Annotated in this window: 16 protein-coding genes; 9 read left to right on the top strand and 7 right to left on the bottom strand. The window is 59.6% G+C overall.

Going from position 1 to position 16,008, the window contains the following annotated elements:
* The first annotated feature begins 293 nt into the window (after positions 1-293).
* From rpsM to rplQ, 4 genes are all read left to right on the top strand, one after another.
* On the top strand, positions 294-662 hold the full coding sequence (gene rpsM, locus N434_RS07030; protein WP_003516122.1) for a 30S ribosomal protein S13: 369 nt from the start codon (positions 294-296) through the stop codon (positions 660-662).
* Between the two features lie 137 nt (positions 663-799).
* On the top strand, positions 800-1,189 hold the full coding sequence (rpsK, locus tag N434_RS07035; protein WP_003495225.1) for a 30S ribosomal protein S11: 390 nt from the start codon (positions 800-802) through the stop codon (positions 1,187-1,189).
* Between the two features lie 195 nt (positions 1,190-1,384).
* Positions 1,385-2,395 (top strand): DNA-directed RNA polymerase subunit alpha, encoded by a 1,011-nt coding sequence (locus N434_RS07040; RefSeq protein ID WP_003495228.1) that lies wholly within the window; start codon positions 1,385-1,387, stop codon positions 2,393-2,395.
* 120 nt (positions 2,396-2,515) lie between these two features.
* Positions 2,516-2,941 (top strand): 50S ribosomal protein L17, encoded by a 426-nt coding sequence (gene rplQ / locus N434_RS07045; protein ID WP_004442575.1) that lies wholly within the window; start codon positions 2,516-2,518, stop codon positions 2,939-2,941.
* A 98-nt stretch (positions 2,942-3,039) separates the two neighbouring features.
* Here the strand turns inward: rplQ and N434_RS07050 are convergent, their stop codons facing one another.
* From N434_RS07050 to msrP, 3 genes are read right to left on the bottom strand one after another with little or no spacing between them, the layout of a single operon-like run.
* Positions 3,040-3,849: a carbon-nitrogen hydrolase family protein gene (locus N434_RS07050; protein WP_286172151.1), complete on the bottom strand. Its 810-nt coding sequence runs from the start codon at positions 3,847-3,849 to the stop codon at positions 3,040-3,042.
* Positions 3,850-3,890: 41 nt separating this feature from the next.
* Positions 3,891-4,562: a protein-methionine-sulfoxide reductase heme-binding subunit MsrQ gene (gene msrQ, locus N434_RS07055; protein ID WP_110756886.1), complete on the bottom strand. Its 672-nt coding sequence runs from the start codon at positions 4,560-4,562 to the stop codon at positions 3,891-3,893.
* Between the two features lie 2 nt (positions 4,563-4,564).
* Positions 4,565-5,506 (bottom strand): protein-methionine-sulfoxide reductase catalytic subunit MsrP, encoded by a 942-nt coding sequence (msrP, locus tag N434_RS07060; RefSeq protein WP_110757177.1) that lies wholly within the window; start codon positions 5,504-5,506, stop codon positions 4,565-4,567.
* Positions 5,507-5,819: 313 nt separating this feature from the next.
* Between msrP and ilvD the strand changes: the two genes are divergently transcribed.
* Positions 5,820-7,655, top strand: a complete 1,836-nt coding sequence (gene ilvD, locus N434_RS07065; RefSeq protein ID WP_065116004.1) for a dihydroxy-acid dehydratase — start codon at positions 5,820-5,822, stop codon at positions 7,653-7,655.
* Between the two features lie 423 nt (positions 7,656-8,078).
* Complete coding sequence (locus N434_RS07070) at positions 8,079-9,080, top strand: serine hydrolase domain-containing protein (RefSeq protein ID WP_110756888.1); 1,002 nt, start codon at positions 8,079-8,081, stop codon at positions 9,078-9,080.
* A gap of 18 nt (positions 9,081-9,098) precedes the next feature.
* Here the strand turns inward: N434_RS07070 and N434_RS07075 are convergent, their stop codons facing one another.
* From N434_RS07075 to N434_RS07085, 3 genes are read right to left on the bottom strand one after another with little or no spacing between them, the layout of a single operon-like run.
* Entirely contained in the window at positions 9,099-9,533 is a 435-nt protein-coding gene (locus N434_RS07075) for a hypothetical protein (RefSeq protein WP_065116003.1), read from the bottom strand.
* A 25-nt stretch (positions 9,534-9,558) separates the two neighbouring features.
* Positions 9,559-10,014, bottom strand: coding sequence for a MarR family winged helix-turn-helix transcriptional regulator (locus N434_RS07080; RefSeq protein WP_110756889.1), 456 nt, complete (start codon positions 10,012-10,014; stop codon positions 9,559-9,561).
* Between the two features lie 48 nt (positions 10,015-10,062).
* Complete coding sequence (locus N434_RS07085; RefSeq protein WP_110756891.1) at positions 10,063-10,416, bottom strand: lysozyme inhibitor LprI family protein; 354 nt, start codon at positions 10,414-10,416, stop codon at positions 10,063-10,065.
* 172 nt (positions 10,417-10,588) lie between these two features.
* Here N434_RS07085 and N434_RS07090 point away from each other — a divergent pair, with 172 nt between their 5' ends.
* Entirely contained in the window at positions 10,589-11,995 is a 1,407-nt protein-coding gene (locus tag N434_RS07090) for a DegQ family serine endoprotease (RefSeq protein ID WP_065116243.1), read from the top strand.
* Positions 11,992-13,308 (top strand): replication-associated recombination protein A, encoded by a 1,317-nt coding sequence (locus N434_RS07095; protein WP_110756893.1) that lies wholly within the window; start codon positions 11,992-11,994, stop codon positions 13,306-13,308. The genes N434_RS07090 and N434_RS07095 overlap by 4 nt, the downstream gene beginning before the upstream one ends.
* A gap of 112 nt (positions 13,309-13,420) precedes the next feature.
* Here N434_RS07095 and N434_RS07100 read toward each other — a convergent pair whose 3' ends face one another.
* Positions 13,421-13,735 (bottom strand): DUF1883 domain-containing protein, encoded by a 315-nt coding sequence (locus tag N434_RS07100; RefSeq protein WP_065115999.1) that lies wholly within the window; start codon positions 13,733-13,735, stop codon positions 13,421-13,423.
* 264 nt (positions 13,736-13,999) lie between these two features.
* On the opposite strand from N434_RS07100, the gene N434_RS07105 reads away from it, so the two are divergent.
* Positions 14,000-15,814, top strand: a complete 1,815-nt coding sequence (locus N434_RS07105; RefSeq protein WP_110756894.1) for a methyl-accepting chemotaxis protein — start codon at positions 14,000-14,002, stop codon at positions 15,812-15,814.
* Positions 15,815-16,008 lie beyond the last annotated feature (194 nt).

Below are 16,008 nucleotides of genomic sequence, written 5' to 3' on the forward strand. Positions count from 1 at the left end.
GGATGGGCGAGGGCTGTTGCGTTCTTACCCGTATCCCGCTTTGGCATGGCGGCAGATCCTCTGGATCGCAAAAGAATCTTGGCGGAGCCGGTTGCTTTTTTGCGCTGATTCCGTTAAATACCGCGCCAACTCGCGACATCCCAAGCGACTGGCGCGGATTTCCCTGAGGGATGGGAAATCCGGGTTCGGTCGTTTTGACTTGTCACGGACACCAATTTGAACTGGCGGTCTTGTCGGCCGCTCGAATGGAATCACCACTTGCCGGATGGCAACTGGAACCAAGGAGAAGAGACGTGGCACGTATCGCTGGCGTCAATATCCCGACTGCGAAGCGCGTTGTTATTGCGCTGACCTACATTCACGGGATCGGTCCGAAATTCGCGCAGGAAATCATGGACAAGGTTGGCCTGCCGGCTGACAAGCGCGTTCATCAGCTGACGGATGCTGAAGTTCTTCAGATCCGCGAAGCCATTGACCGCGACTACCAGGTCGAAGGCGACCTGCGTCGTGAGACGTCGATGAACATCAAGCGTCTGATGGACCTTGGCTGCTACCGCGGCCTGCGTCACCGTCGTGGCCTTCCGGTCCGCGGTCAGCGCACGCACACCAACGCTCGCACCCGCAAGGGTCCGGCGAAGGCTATCGCTGGTAAGAAGAAGTAATTTTCCGGTTCTCCGGAAAGGGGAGGCTGGTGCAGTCCGCGCCAGCCTTTCTGAGTTTGGCGTGAGGCTCCAGTGGGGCTGATCGCCGGTGTAGCCGCTGGTGTTACGGCGGTGAAGAGATCAATGAAAGGTATAAAATGGCCAAGGAAGCCGCACGCGTCCGTCGTCGCGAACGCAAAAACATCACGTCGGGCGTCGCGCACGTCAACTCGACCTTCAACAACACGATGATCACCATCACCGACGCACAGGGCAACGCCATTGCCTGGTCGTCTGCTGGTGCCAAGGGCTTCAAGGGTTCGCGCAAGTCGACCCCGTTCGCTGCCCAGATCGCTGCTGAAGATTGCGCGAAGAAGGCTCAGGAACACGGCATGAAGTCGCTTGAAGTTGAAGTTTGCGGTCCGGGTTCCGGCCGTGAATCGGCACTTCGCGCCCTGCAGGCTGCCGGTTTCATGATCACTTCCATTCGCGACGTGACGCCGATCCCGCACAACGGTTGCCGTCCGCGCAAGAAGCGCCGCGTCTGACGCGACCGTGGTTCGGAAATTCCGCCTTTCCTTCGGTCTGGCGGAATTTTCGCGTATCTGGCGTGTGCGCGTCGATTTCGATCGACGGACTTGCGCTCAAGAACCCACTGATGAACCGCTGAATTAGGTTCCTCTCGGTGTTTTCATGCTCGGTCCGTCACGATTGGATGGTGGCGGCGAACGGAAGGTTTAAAGATGATTCAGAAGAACTGGCAGGAACTTATCAAGCCGAACAAGGTCGAGTTCACCTCGTCCAGCCGCACCAAGGCAACGCTGGTTGCCGAGCCGCTGGAGCGTGGTTTCGGTCTTACCCTCGGCAACGCGCTGCGTCGCGTTCTGTTGTCTTCTCTGCGTGGCGCCGCTGTAACGGCCGTGCAGATCGACGGTGTCCTGCACGAATTCTCCTCCATCCCCGGCGTTCGGGAAGATGTGACGGATATCGTGCTCAACATCAAGGAAATCGCCATCAAGATGGACGGCGATGATTCCAAGCGCATGGTCGTGCGCAAGCAGGGCCCTGGTGCCGTGACCGCTGGTGATATCCAGACGGTTGGCGACATCGAGATCCTGAACCCCGACCACGTGATCTGCACGCTCGACGATGGCGCTGAAATCCGCATGGAATTCACCGTCAACAACGGCAAGGGTTACGTACCGGCTGAGCGCAACCGCGCGGAAGATGCCCCGATCGGCCTCATTCCGGTGGACAGCCTCTATTCTCCGGTCAAGAAAGTGTCCTACAAGGTGGAAAACACCCGTGAAGGCCAGGTTCTCGACTATGACAAGCTGATCATGACGATCGAGACCAACGGTTCGGTTTCCGGCGAAGACGCCGTTGCCTTCGCCGCTCGCATTCTTCAGGACCAGCTGGGCGTCTTCGTCAACTTCGACGAGCCGCAGAAGGAAGCAGAAGAAGAATCGGTTACCGAACTCGCGTTCAACCCGGCGCTTCTCAAGAAGGTCGATGAGCTCGAGCTGTCCGTTCGTTCGGCAAACTGCCTGAAGAACGACAACATCGTTTATATCGGCGACCTGATCCAGAAGACCGAGGCCGAAATGCTTCGCACGCCGAACTTCGGTCGCAAGTCGCTGAACGAAATCAAGGAAGTTCTCGCTTCCATGGGTCTGCACCTCGGCATGGAAGTGCCGGCATGGCCGCCTGAGAACATCGAAGATCTCGCAAAGCGTTACGAAGACCAGTACTAACAATCAAAAAGGCAGACCCTTTAAAGACTGCCTTTCCCCGTCAAACAGCAGATAAGTCATCTGCATGTGCCAGGAAACGGCAGGCCTTAGAGAAGGAACCTGCGAAGAAGGAGAATAGCAATGCGCCACGGTAATTCAGGCCGCAAGCTCAATAGAACCGCCAGCCACCGCAAGGCAATGTTTGCCAACATGGCTGCTTCGCTCATCACCCATGAGCAGATCGTAACCACGCTTCCGAAGGCGAAGGAAATTCGCCCGATCGTTGAGAAGCTCGTCACCCTCGGCAAGCGCGGCGACCTGCACGCTCGTCGTCAGGCGATCTCGCAGATCAAGGATCAGGACGCGGTTCGCAAGCTGTTCGACGCGATCGCAGCCCGTTACGCAAACCGCAACGGCGGCTACCTGCGTATCATGAAGGCCGGCTTCCGCCAGGGCGACAACGCGGCTCTCGCCGTTGTTGAATTCGTCGAGCGTGACGTTGACGCCAAGGGCGCAGCCGACAAGGCTCGCGTTGCCGCTGAAGCCGCTGCTGCCGAAGCCGCATAAAGTTTGACGCCGTTCAGGCGTCATGAGTTAAAAAAAGCCGGGCGAGAGATCGCTCGGCTTTTTTGTTTGCTCACGGTCACGCGCTGGCATGTTGCGAACTATTGGCTCAATTTTTCTCTATAAATCGCGCCGCTTCTGGCTGCTCTTCGCCAAGGACGGGCTTTATTGAGCGGCCTGTCACAGTCGGCCGAAGTGCGGTCGAGCGTTGCTAAAGCCAGCTCGTTTCTTGCTTCAGCGGCGCAGTGAGCGATGACCTTACCATTGGGATCTATGATCCCTGCCGGGCCTTCGTGAGCGGTTTGAGCGGGTGTCGCACCGCTAATCCAGACACAATTGAAGCCGGCGTGGGCGCGAAGGGCGATCTGGAAAAAGCTTCTTATGCCGTAGGATGAAAACAGGACCGCATCGACATTTGCTCTTTCGTATTCCATGAATAATTCAGGGAACTGGACTTCGATGCAGGTGAGGCAGCCGAACCGATATCCATCGACGTCAAAAGTAACTGGCCGAGTTCCTGGGGTGAACCAGCCATCCAGTTCCGAGTGCGAAAGATATCGTTTGTCATATCGTTCAATCAACGCTCCGGTTTCACTGAAAATGTACTGGCTGTTATGTGGTGCATGGGGACTGGGCAGCGGGTGCGCGCAGCCGATGGCCGCGAAGATGCGACGTCGCCGGCAGGTCTCGGCAATGGTTGCGCGTTCTGCTTCGAGGGCACGCCAATCAAAAGATTTCCAGACGTCCGGGGATGCAAGCTGGGCTTTCGCGTAGCCTGAGAGCGCGCCTTCGCAAAAATTTACGAGGCGCGCGCCCTGATCTGCCGCCATCTCGATAAGGCGTCTTATCGTCTCGGCATTTTCCGCGATATCGGCCGTAACGATGCTTTGCGCAGCTGCGATCTTTATCACGATAGCCTCCGAGCCTTGAGTCTATTCCGGAGTTTAGCAATTTAGTTGGAGACGTGCCGGCGGATGTTTGTGGCAGAGGACTGTGTTTTTCGCGCCCGCTTCCTCGCCATGATCACCGGCCGCACCAGCCGATAGCCAAGCAATACCACCATCGTGCTGATATAGAACACCGGCTCCAGCGTGATCGACTTTCGCGCCAGCACGAAATGCAGCACGCCGACGATGAGGACGAGGTAGGCGAGCTTGTGCAGCGTGTTCCAGCGGCTGCCGAGCCTGCGGATCGACCAGCGGTTGGAGGTGAGCGCCAGTGGAATGAGCATGAGCAGCCCGGCCATGCCGAGCATGATATAGGGGCGTTTCAGGATGTCGCCGGCGATGGAGCCGAGGATCAGGCCTCGGTCCAGCACCAGATAGACGGTGAAATGCGCCAGCACGTAGTAAAAGGCGATCAGTCCCAGCGCGCGGCGATAGGCGATGAGGTTGATGTTGAAGAGATCGCGCAGCGGCGTCACCAGCAGTCCGAGGCACAGGAAGCGCAGCGCCCAGATGCCGAGCAGGTGTTCGAAATCCTTGACCGGGTTGAAGCCCAGGCCACCGGTTGCGGCGAGATAGAAATACCAGACGCCCGGACAGAGGCCGATCACATAAAGCGACCAGACTGCCGCAGGCTGGTAACGCTTCGGCAGCGATGGAAAGGGAAGGGCAAAGGCCATGGTCAATAATTCGCCTTCAGATCCATGCCGGCATAAAGGCTCGCAACCTCATCATAGCCGTTGAACATCAGGGTAGGGCGGTTCTGCACACCGAAGAAGCCACCTTCGCCGATACGCTGCTCCGTCGCCTGACTCCACCGTGGATGATCCACATGCGGATTAACGTTGGAATAGAAGCCATATTCACGGGCATTGGAGTTTTTCCATGTCGTTTCCGGCTGTTTTTCGACAAGCGAAATCCGCACGATGGATTTGATGCCCTTGAAGCCGTATTTCCACGGCACGACCAGCCGGATCGGCGCGCCATTCTGGTTCGGCAGGGTCTCGCCGTAAAGCCCGACGGCAAGGATGGTCAGCGGGTGGCGGGCCTCATCGAGGCGCAGGCCCTCGACATAAGGCCAGGAGAGAGGCTGGAACAGGCCGCTCTGGCCCGGCATTTCTTCCGGCCGCACCACGGTTTCGAAGGCCACATATTTCGCGCTGCCGAGCGGCTCCACCTTGTCGAGGAGGGCGGCGAGGGGGAAACCGATCCACGGAATGACCATAGACCAGCCCTCGACACAGCGCATGCGATAGGTGCGCTCCTCAAGAGGATATTTCATCAGGTCTTCGATGCCGAATTCCTGCGGTCTGGAAACGAGGCCGTCCACCTTCACCGTCCATGGGGCAGGCTTGAACTTGCCGGAATTTTCCTTGGGGTCGGATTTTCCGACGCCGAATTCGTAGAAATTATTGTAGCTGGTGACGGCGTCGAGCGGGGTGAGCTTCTCATCCAGCTTGTAGGCGCTGGCTTTTGCGGAAAGCGGGGCGGCAATCGCTTCGCGGCCGGCAAGCCCGATCGCTGCCAGCCCCGCCGCCGTGCCGAGAAAGCCGCGTCGGGACAGGTAGATATTCTTCGGCGTAATTTCACTTGCCGCGATCACGGGCAGACGATAGGCGGGCATTTCAACCTCCACAAAAGCCGGGTGCATCGGCGATAAATCGATTATGATAGCCAATACGACCGCTGCACAGATATGTTTCAGTGCTCTGCGGAAAAACAGCGGCCAGAGGGTGAAAATCGCGCATTTGTGATGAGGGCCCGGCCGAATGACCTGCCGGAGAACGAGCGTACCGTACCGAACCGTACTGTTTTGCCCGAAGGTGACAGTGACAGGGCTTGCGGTTTGCGCTAGAAAAACCGCAAAATAGGGCGGAAGCCGTTTTGACCGCGCTGCGGAAGACGGCCCTTCTGCCCAAGAGATTGAGGAAAACACCATGCCAGCCTATCGCTCCAGAACGACAACCCACGGCCGCAACATGGCGGGCGCGCGCGGCCTTTGGCGCGCCACCGGCATGAAGGACAGCGATTTCGGCAAGCCGATCATCGCGGTGGTCAATTCCTTCACGCAGTTCGTGCCGGGCCATGTGCATCTGAAGGATCTCGGCCAGCTGGTTGCCCGCGAAATCGAGGCGGCGGGCGGTGTTGCCAAGGAATTCAACACCATCGCGGTCGATGACGGTATCGCCATGGGCCATGACGGCATGCTCTATTCGCTGCCGTCGCGTGAGATCATCGCGGATTCGGTGGAATATATGGTCAATGCCCATTGCGCCGATGCGATGGTGTGCATTTCCAACTGCGACAAGATCACCCCCGGCATGCTGAATGCGGCGATGCGCCTCAACATCCCTGCGATCTTTGTTTCCGGTGGCCCGATGGAAGCGGGCAAGGTCGTCCTGCACGGCAAGACGGTGGCGCTTGATCTGGTCGACGCCATGGTTGCGGCTGCCGATGACAAGATTTCCGACGAGGACGTGAAGGTCATCGAACGCTCTGCCTGCCCGACCTGCGGTTCCTGTTCCGGCATGTTCACCGCCAATTCCATGAACTGTCTGACCGAGGCGCTTGGCCTGTCCTTGCCCGGCAATGGTTCGACGCTTGCCACCCATTCGGATCGCAAGCGGCTCTTCGTCGAGGCCGGCCATCTGATCGTCGATCTGGCGCGCCGTTATTACGAGCAGGAGGATGAAACCGTTCTGCCGCGCACCATCGCCAACAAGGCGGCCTTTGAAAACGCCATGTCGCTGGATATCGCCATGGGCGGCTCCACCAACACGGTGCTGCATATTCTGGCGGCAGCGCATGAGGGCGGTGTGGATTTCGGTATGGAAGACATCGACCGTCTTTCCCGTAAAGTTCCGTGCCTTTCCAAGGTCGCGCCCGCCAAGCAGGACGTGCATATGGAAGACGTTCACCGCGCCGGCGGCATCATGCGTATCCTCGGCGAGCTGGAGCGCGGCGGTCTTATCAACCGCGATACCTATACCGTGCACGAGACGACGTTGGGCGATGCCATTGACCGCTGGGATATCACCCGTACCAACAGCGAGACGGTGCGTGAATTCTTCAAGGCTGCCCCCGGCGGCGTGCCGACGCAGGTGGCTTTCAGCCAGTCCTCGCGTTGGGACGATCTCGATACGGACGGCGAAAACGGCGTTATCCGCTCGGTTGAAAAGCCTTTCTCCAAGGATGGCGGTCTGGCCGTGCTTTACGGCAACATCGCGCTTGATGGCTGCATCGTGAAGACGGCGGGCGTCGATGAATCCATCCTGAAATTCACCGGCCCGGCAGTGGTTTACGAAAGCCAGGACGCGGCCGTGAAGGGTATCCTTGGCAACGAGGTCAAGGCGGGTGACGTCGTCGTCATCCGTTACGAAGGGCCGAAGGGCGGGCCGGGCATGCAGGAAATGCTCTATCCGACCAGTTATCTGAAATCCAAGGGTCTCGGCAAAGCCTGCGCGCTGATCACCGACGGCCGTTTTTCGGGTGGTACCTCGGGCCTCTCCATCGGCCACGCCTCGCCTGAGGCGGCACAGGGCGGCGCCATCGGCCTTGTGCGCCAGGGCGACCTGATCGAAATCGACATTCCGAACCGCACCATCAACCTGAAGGTCACCGATGCGGAACTGGCTTCGCGCCGGGCCGAGCAGGAAGAGCAGGGCTGGAAGCCGGCGGCACCACGCAAGCGCAATGTCACGACGGCGTTGAAGGCCTATGCGGCCTTTGCTTCCAGTGCGGACAAGGGTGCGGTGCGGATTTTGCCGGAGTAAGGTTCGGTCCCGGTTGAGGAAGGGCTCAACCGTCCCGTTGTGCGGGGCGGCTGGTGCTTGCTTGGCAAGGGTCAAAAAGCTCTCATCCATCATGCCCGGGCGCCTGCAAGTGATTGATTTTAAGTGATGTGGATAGATCCTCGGGACAGGCCCGAGGATCCCGCAGACTGCGACGCGAGATTTACCATCCTTCGATCAGCCGCTCTTCGAGCGGCTTTTTTCGTCCTGAAGCCGGTGATGCGCTTCCGTTCACAAACAGATTCAATTGCCTCAGAAGATGATTCGCCATTCTTGTTCAAGTTGCTGTTTTAACGGCGTAAATTCAAAAATACTGGTCCGCTGCATTCCGCCCGGCAGTCACATTGGAGTGATGTTCATCTGTCGGGCCTTTTCCAGAACTCCGGGATGCCTAACTTCATCAGCATGAAAAGACGAACCGCACTCGCCCTCATCGCATCCCTGCCTCTTGCCCCGCTCGCCCGCGCGCAAAGCTCCGGCAATGCCGCCCGTTTTGATCCATTGCTGAGGGATGCGGATGCGCTTTCGAGTCTCAAGGCCGTTATCGTGAATATCGACGGTGCGGAGGTCGCCAGCCGTGCCTACCATGGCGCCAGCCTTAACGGCTCCACCAACATCAAGTCGGCGTCAAAATCGGTCATTTCGGCGCTGGTCGGCATGGCGATCGACCGGAAGATACTGTCAGGTGCCGATCAGCCGATTGCGACTATCCTGCGCAGTGATTTTCCGCCGAGTCCCGATCCGCGGCTGGAAAGGGTTACCGTCGGCAACCTGCTGTCCATGCAATCCGGTCTGGAGCGCATGTCGGGGCCGAATTACGGCCGCTGGGTTGCCAGCCGCAACTGGGTGAGAATGGCGCTGGGTTCCGGTTTTGTTGGGGAACCGGGAGGCGGCATGCTTTATTCCACCGGTTCCACCCATCTGCTTTCGGCGATCCTTACAAAAGCTTCCGGCCGTTCGACGCTGTCGCTTGCGCGTGACTGGTTCCGTCCGCTCGAAGGATTTTCCATCGGCGGCTGGGAGCGCGATCCGCAGGACATCTATCTCGGCGGCAACCAGATGGCGATGACGGCGCGCTCATTGCTGGCCTTCGGAGAGCTTTATCGTCTGGGTGGTGTGACGCCCAGGGGCGAGCGGCTGATTTCGCAGAGCTGGATCGACCAGTCCTGGCAACAGCGCACCAATTCGGTCTTCAACGGCGACGGTTACGGCTATTGCTGGTTCATCAAGGAGATGGCGGGAGAGACGGTCTATTACGCCTGGGGTTATGGCGGGCAGATGCTCTATATCGTTCCCGCAAAGCGACTCTCCGTCGTGATGACCTCTCGTGAAGACGCGCCATCGGCCAGAACCGGTTATCGTGACCAATTGCATGGCCTTACGGAAAACATCATCCGGGCCGCATAGCTTCATATGCCAATGCCGCTAGGCCGCCAGACGGCGTCTCAGCTGGAGGCCGTCGCGGAAGCTCTTTGCAAGAAGGGTGATATTTAGCGCCCCGGCGCAAAGCTCCAGCGCCTGAACGGCGTAGAAGACGCCGCCGTAATCGTCTGAGAGGGCGAAATGCCGAAGCACGAACGCGCAGGGGACGAGGATCAGCAACCCGTTCAGTGCGATGAGCGGCATACGCTTCTTCTTGGCTGCGACCAGCGGATGTTTCCATTTTGCGCCCATGCGAAAGCCGCTGAAACCCGTGATCGCGAGCGCGGGTGCAAGCACCAGGAAGCCCCATGGAATGGCGAGTTTGACGGCACGGATTGCTTCACTGGAACCGGAAATTTCGGTCAGCGCGGTGGATAACCAAAAGGCGAGTATGGTCGCCAGCGCCAGCGTGCCGGCGACGGGATGAAGGGTTCTCATCGATATAATCCTTTAGAAGATCGGGTCAGCCTTGCGGTGGATCGGCGTCCAGTCCGGCGAAAAGCTGGTTCAGGCAGTCTATGGCGTTACGCAGTTGCTCCGCCTGCATATCCGTGGCCAAACGGTCGGCGAGTTCATTCCATTGCTGCATGGTGGCGGCATAGGCGTTCTCGCCCTTTTCGGTAAGGCGGATGAGTTTGGCCCGCTTGTGGTGCGGATTGTTTTCGAAGCAAACGATGTCCTGTCGTTCCATCTCATCGATGAGGCGTTGTACACCCTGACGGGTCTGGCCCATGTTCCGTGCGATCTGCGCCACGGTCAAAGGCTGGCCGGCAAGCACCACCGCTCCCAGAACCTGCCAGCGTGCGCTGGACAGGCCGAAGGGGGCAGAGAGCGCGTCGCCTGCGGCAATCAACGCGCCATTGGTTCGAAAGATGGCGACCGCCAGAGCGGAAAGAGTATGTGCGTTATCCGTTTTCATGACAACACATTTCCATATTGACAATATGTTGTCAATATGGAATTCCCGCTACAACGGCCGTGAGATGCTCTGGAAGGCCTCTCCGAGGCGCTTCATGCGCTCCTCGTAGGCGCTGGTAAGGCAGGCGACATCCGCCGCGCATTCCTGGCGTTTCTTCAGCCATTGGCTCTGCTCGTCGCGCAGCGTGTCGCGGGCGCCCATGGCCATCAGTTGAGTGAGGATGTCGAAGGTGGTGGCCATCTTCACATCCTGATCGTTCAGGGTGCGGTTGTCGCAGATCGCCTTCTCGTCGGCGGCCAGATCGGGCTTCGTGCAATCGAAGCTGGCAGCGCCAGCGGGCGAGCCGAGAGTGGAGGAAACGAGGAGGATGCCGCAGGCGAGAAAAGTCTGTTTCAGATGCATGTGTCGTCTCTTTCAAGGACAGTCGATGCGGATGAAACCAAAAAGGGGCCTTGCTGGTTCCAGCTTCCGGAACCGGCCTGAACAGGGAAAAGGCCGGCCATCATCTTGCCGCTCTTTGCTTTACAGGCTTTGGCGTTATAACTCCATCATACTGATGACGATGAGGAATCACATGCGAAGCGTGTTGAAGTATCTGTCCACCGGCTTTCTCGCCGCGCTCGTTCTCCTGCCCGTGGGTGCCGCGGCGCAGGACAACAGGGCCGTGCCATCGAGCCACACGGAAATGCAGCTTTCCTTCGCGCCGCTGGTCAAGCGCACCGCAGGCGCGGTGGTGAACGTCTATGCCGAACGCGTGGTGCAGCGGCGCCTTTCGCCTTTTGCCGGCGATCCTTTCTTCGAGCAGTTCTTCGGCCAGCAGATGCCGAACCGCACGGAAAAACAGTCGTCGCTCGGCTCGGGTGTGATCGTGACCGCCGGCGGTCTCGTGGTGACCAATAATCACGTCATCGACGGGGCTGATGACATCAAGGTGGCGCTGGCGGACGGGCGTGAGTTCTCCTCCAAGGTGCTGCTGAAGGATGACCGGGTCGATCTCGCCATTCTGCAGATCGATGCGAAGGAGCAGTTCCCGGTGCTGTCGCTTGGCAATTCCGATGCGATTGAGGTCGGCGATCTGGTGCTGGCCATCGGCAACCCGTTCGGTGTCGGTCAGACGGTGACCAGCGGCATCGTCTCGGGCCTGGCGCGCAACCAGGTGACGCAGGGCGATTTCGGCTTCTTCATCCAGACCGACGCTTCCATCAATCCCGGCAATTCCGGCGGCGCGTTGATGAACATGGCGGGTGAACTGATCGGCATCAATACCGCCATCTTCTCCAAGGGCGGCGGTTCGAACGGTATCGGTTTTGCCATTCCCGCCAATCTGGTCCGGGTTTTCGTCGCCGCCGCCGAGCGGGGGGACGCAAGTTTCCAGCGGCCCTATATTGGCGCGACTTTCGATCCGGTAACCTCGGATGTCGCTGAAGCGCTTGGCCTGCATCGCGCTCGCGGTGCGCTGGTGGTCAGCGTCGTCAAGGACGGTCCGGCCGAGAAGGCGGGTATCGAGCCGGGGCAGGTCGTCACCGCCGTCAACGGTTTCGAGGTGGAACATCCGGATGCTCTTGGTTATCGCCTGACGACGGCCGGTATCGGCAAGTCAGCCGAACTGACAGTCATGGACAAGGGCAAGGAGAAGAAGCTGACCATTGCGCTCGACACCGCGCCTGAAACCGCGCCGCGCGATGAACGCCTGATCGAGGGCCGCAATCCCTTCGCCGGCGCGACCGTCGCCAATCTTTCGCCGAAGCTTGCCGACGAATTGCGCATGTCGTCGCAGGTGACCGGCGTTGTCATTACCGATGTGAAACGTGGCTCGCCCGCCTATCGTGTCGGTTTTCTGCCCAAGGATGTGATCCTGTCGCTGAATGGCGCGGATATCGCCTCCACGGCTGCTGTCGAAAAGGCGCTGGACGACAATCCCGGCTTCTGGCGCGTGGAAATCCTGCGTGACGGCCAGCGCATCCGGCAGTTCCTGCGATGAGCGACGACCTCTTTGCCCCGCAAGTGCCCGTGGAGGTCGCCAACCGGCGGCCTCTTGCCGATCGTCTGCGTCCAAAGACGCTGGCGGAGGTGAGCGGGCAGCCGCATCTGACGGGCGAAGAGGGCGTTCTGCGCCGCATGATCGAGAGTGGCTCCCTGGGATCGATGATCTTCTGGGGTCCGCCCGGAACCGGCAAGACCACGGTTGCTCGCCTGCTTTCCGGCGAGGCGGGGCTTGCCTTCGAGCAGATTTCGGCGATCTTTTCCGGCGTCGCCGATCTCAAGAAAGTATTCGAGGCAGCGCGCGCCCGCCGGATGAATGGCCGGCAGACGCTGCTTTTCGTAGACGAGATACACCGTTTCAACCGCGCCCAGCAGGACAGTTTCCTGCCGGTGATGGAGGACGGCACCATCATTCTGGTCGGCGCCACCACCGAAAATCCATCCTTTGAGCTGAATGCCGCTCTTTTGTCGCGGGCGCGTGTGCTGACGTTCCGCTCGCATGACGAGGAAAGCCTGAGCGAGCTTTTAAAGCGCGCCGAGGAGGCGGAGCAGAAGGCCCTGCCGCTGACGGAAGAGGCGCGGGCCAGCCTGATCCGCATGGCCGATGGCGATGGCCGCGCCGTGCTGACCCTTGCCGAAGAGGTCTGGCGCGCGGCGCGCAAGGACGAGACTTTCGATACCGAAGGTCTGACGCGCATCGTACAGCGCCGAGCGCCCGTCTACGACAAGAGCCAGGACGGGCACTACAATCTCATTTCCGCGCTGCATAAGTCGGTGCGCGGTTCGGACCCGGATGCGGCGCTTTATTATCTCGCCCGCATGTTCGATGCCGGCGAGGATCCGCTCTATATCGGCCGGCGGCTGGTGCGCATGGCGGTGGAGGATATCGGCCTTGCCGATCCGCAGGCGCTTGCCGTCTGCAACGCCGCCAAGGATGCTTATGACTATCTCGGTTCACCTGAAGGCGAACTGGCGCTGGCGCAGGCCTGCGTCTATCTTGCCACCGCGCCGAAATCCAACGCCGTTTATACCGCCTTCAAGGCGGCGATGCGGGCAGCCAAGGAAAACGGCTCGCTGGTGCCGCCGAAACACATCCTGAATGCGCCGACCAAGCTCATGAAGGGTGAAGGCTATGGCGACGGTTACCGTTATGACCATGACGAACCGGATGCCTTTTCAGGACAGGATTATTTCCCGGAGAAAATGGGGCGCACCACTTTTTACGATCCGCCGGACCGGGGGTTCGAACGGGAAATCCGCAAGCGTCTCGACTGGTGGGCGAAGCTGCGCCGCGAGCGTGGGGTACGCTAGGGTTTGCGTGGTCGGGGCGGGAGCCGCATTGCGCGGCGATGTTGAGAAACAGAATCAAGCCGCTGGCAAAAAGAGTCGCGAAACCGCGACAACCTCCTGTTTTTAAAGGAAATCAGGACGCCTTACGGTGGGGTGTCGCCTGTGGTTGCGCCGGCAGCATCTTGACCGAGGATTCCGCCAGGCCGTTATGGCCTTCGGCATCGATGATGAGGTGCCAGTGCATCGTTTCGGGAATGGCGATGCGGATCGGCGATTTTTTGGCGACGCCGCCGAGATATTTGAAGTCGAGCAATTCGGTGAAACGCTGGAAATTCGCGCTCGTCATCAGCCGGACATTGTTGACGGCCGACAGCGATATTTCAATGCTGGTGCCAGCCCGCAATTCCTTCAGGTCATAATGCGTATAGCGGAAATTCGGCCGTGCCATCGCGCGCCTCCCTGTATCCGTATTTTGGCAAAAGAGGATAGAACGCCAGGGTTAACGAGCTCTTTAAAACGGCACGGGGTTTGACGAATTCCACCCCGGCTGTACCGGTTTCGGATGGTGGTTTCCAGTATTGCAGGTACTGATCGACCGCCGATCGACATGAGTGAGAATAATACTAACGTATAATATGCATATTTAATGATAATAAATTTTTCAACTTTAACCTCGGCTGGTCGAACTACATCATCGGCGTTGGGGGGGAGTATGAAAAATATCACGATATCTATGCGCCTTTATGCGCTCGTCGCATTGTTTCTGGCAATATTGACCGCAGCCCTGACTTTCAGCCTGTTTGAAAGTTACCACAAGATGGAAAGCGAGCGGAAAGCGGGACTGGCGGCGATGAACGAAACCGCCGTCGCCATTCTGGAGCAATATTACCGCCTGGAGCAGGGCGGCAGTCTGAGCCGGGAGGCGGCGCAGCAGCAGGCCAAGACGACCATCGCCGCCATGCGTTATGACAATGGCAGCGGTTATTTCTGGATCAACGACATGCATCCCAAAATGGTGATGCATCCGATCAAGCCTGAAATGAACGGCACCGACCTCACCGTGAACAAGGATCCGAACGGCAAGGCGCTGTTCGTCGAATTCGTGAATACGGTGAAGGCGGGCGGTCAGGGCTTTGTCGATTATTACTGGCCGAAACCCGGCGCGCCGGAACCGGTGGAGAAGTTTTCCCATGTTGCCGGCTTTGCGCCCTGGGGCTGGATTGTCGGCACGGGGGTTTATGTCGATGACCTCGAGGCGGCTTTCTGGAACGACGCCTATTTTTATGTCGGCCTGTGCGCCTTGTCCGGCCTTCTCGTCATCGGGGTGGCCGCCGCCGTCGTGCGCGGCGTGACGCGGCCGATCGACCTGATCCGGCAGAGCATGAAGCGTATCGCGGATGGTGACGGCACGGCCGAAATCCAGTTCGCCGACCGCCGCAACGAAATCGGCGCGATTGCCAAGACGCTTTTGGTCCTGCGCGACAGCGTCAATGAGCGCAGCGCCCTGCAGGCGCGTGAGGCTGACCAGCAGCGGGCGCTGGAGGAGGCGCGACAGGGCAACGAGATGCTCCTGCGTTCCGCATCCGAGCGGCAGACCCACGCGATGGACCGGCTGGGCCATGCGCTTGAAGCCCTTGCCAATGGCGATCTGACCGTGTCGCTTGCCGACATCGGTGCGGACTATGAGAAACTGCGCATGGATTTCAACCGGGCCGTCGGGGCGCTGCACGGGGCGATCGAGGCTATTGCCAGAACCGGCCATGTGGTCAATGACAGTGCCTCTGACATCAGCGGCGCGACCGGCAATCTTTCGCGCCGGACCGAACAGCAGGCGGCGGCGCTGGAGGAGACAGCCGCGGCTCTGGATGAAATTACCGCCACGGTGCGCACCGCTTCCGAACGGGCCAACGAAGCCCGGCAGATGGTGCAGGACACAAAAACCAGTGCGGGCCGGTCGGGCGATATCGTCCGCAATGCCGTCGACGCCATGGGCCGGATAGAGGATTCCTCGAAACGCATCGGGCAGATCATCTCCGTCATTGACGAGATCGCCTTCCAGACCAACCTTCTCGCGCTGAATGCCGGTGTCGAGGCGGCGCGTGCGGGTGAGGCAGGGCGAGGTTTTGCCGTGGTGGCGCAGGAAGTGCGGGAACTGGCGCAGCGTTCCGCCAATGCCGCCAAGGAGATCAAGACCCTCATCAATCGTTCGGCGGAGGAGGTCGGCGGCGGCGTCGCGCTCGTCCGTTCCACCGGCGATGCGCTGGAGGAGATCGTGGAACTCGTCAACCGCGTCGAAGGTCATGTGAATACGATTGCCACGGCGGCGCGGGAACAGGCGACCGGACTGCAGGAGATCAATACCTCCGTCAACCACATGGACCAGATGACGCAGCAGAACGCCGCCATGGTGGAAGAGACGACGGCGGCCAGCCAGACGCTGGCCGAGGAAAGCCGCCAGCTACGCTCGCTGCTTTCACGTTTCGAACTTGGACAGGGTGCCGGGCGCGAGGTTTCGCGGGCGGCGTGATTTCAGGTGTTTCGGCCAAAAGTGGAGGGCGCGGCTTTGGCTGCGCCCTTTGTTGTTTCAGAACTTGTCAGCACGTCATCTGCCCGTGTCGCGGTTAGAAGCGCGGCCAGTCGAGCCCATCACGCCGACGTCATCCTCGGGACAGGGCTAAGGAGAACGTCGAGAGAATGTGCCCGCCCGGCATCATCGACTTC

This window comes from Rhizobium sp. UGM030330-04, assembly GCF_003208455.1.
GTDB classification, from domain to species: domain Bacteria; phylum Pseudomonadota; class Alphaproteobacteria; order Rhizobiales; family Rhizobiaceae; genus Agrobacterium; species Agrobacterium rhizogenes_A.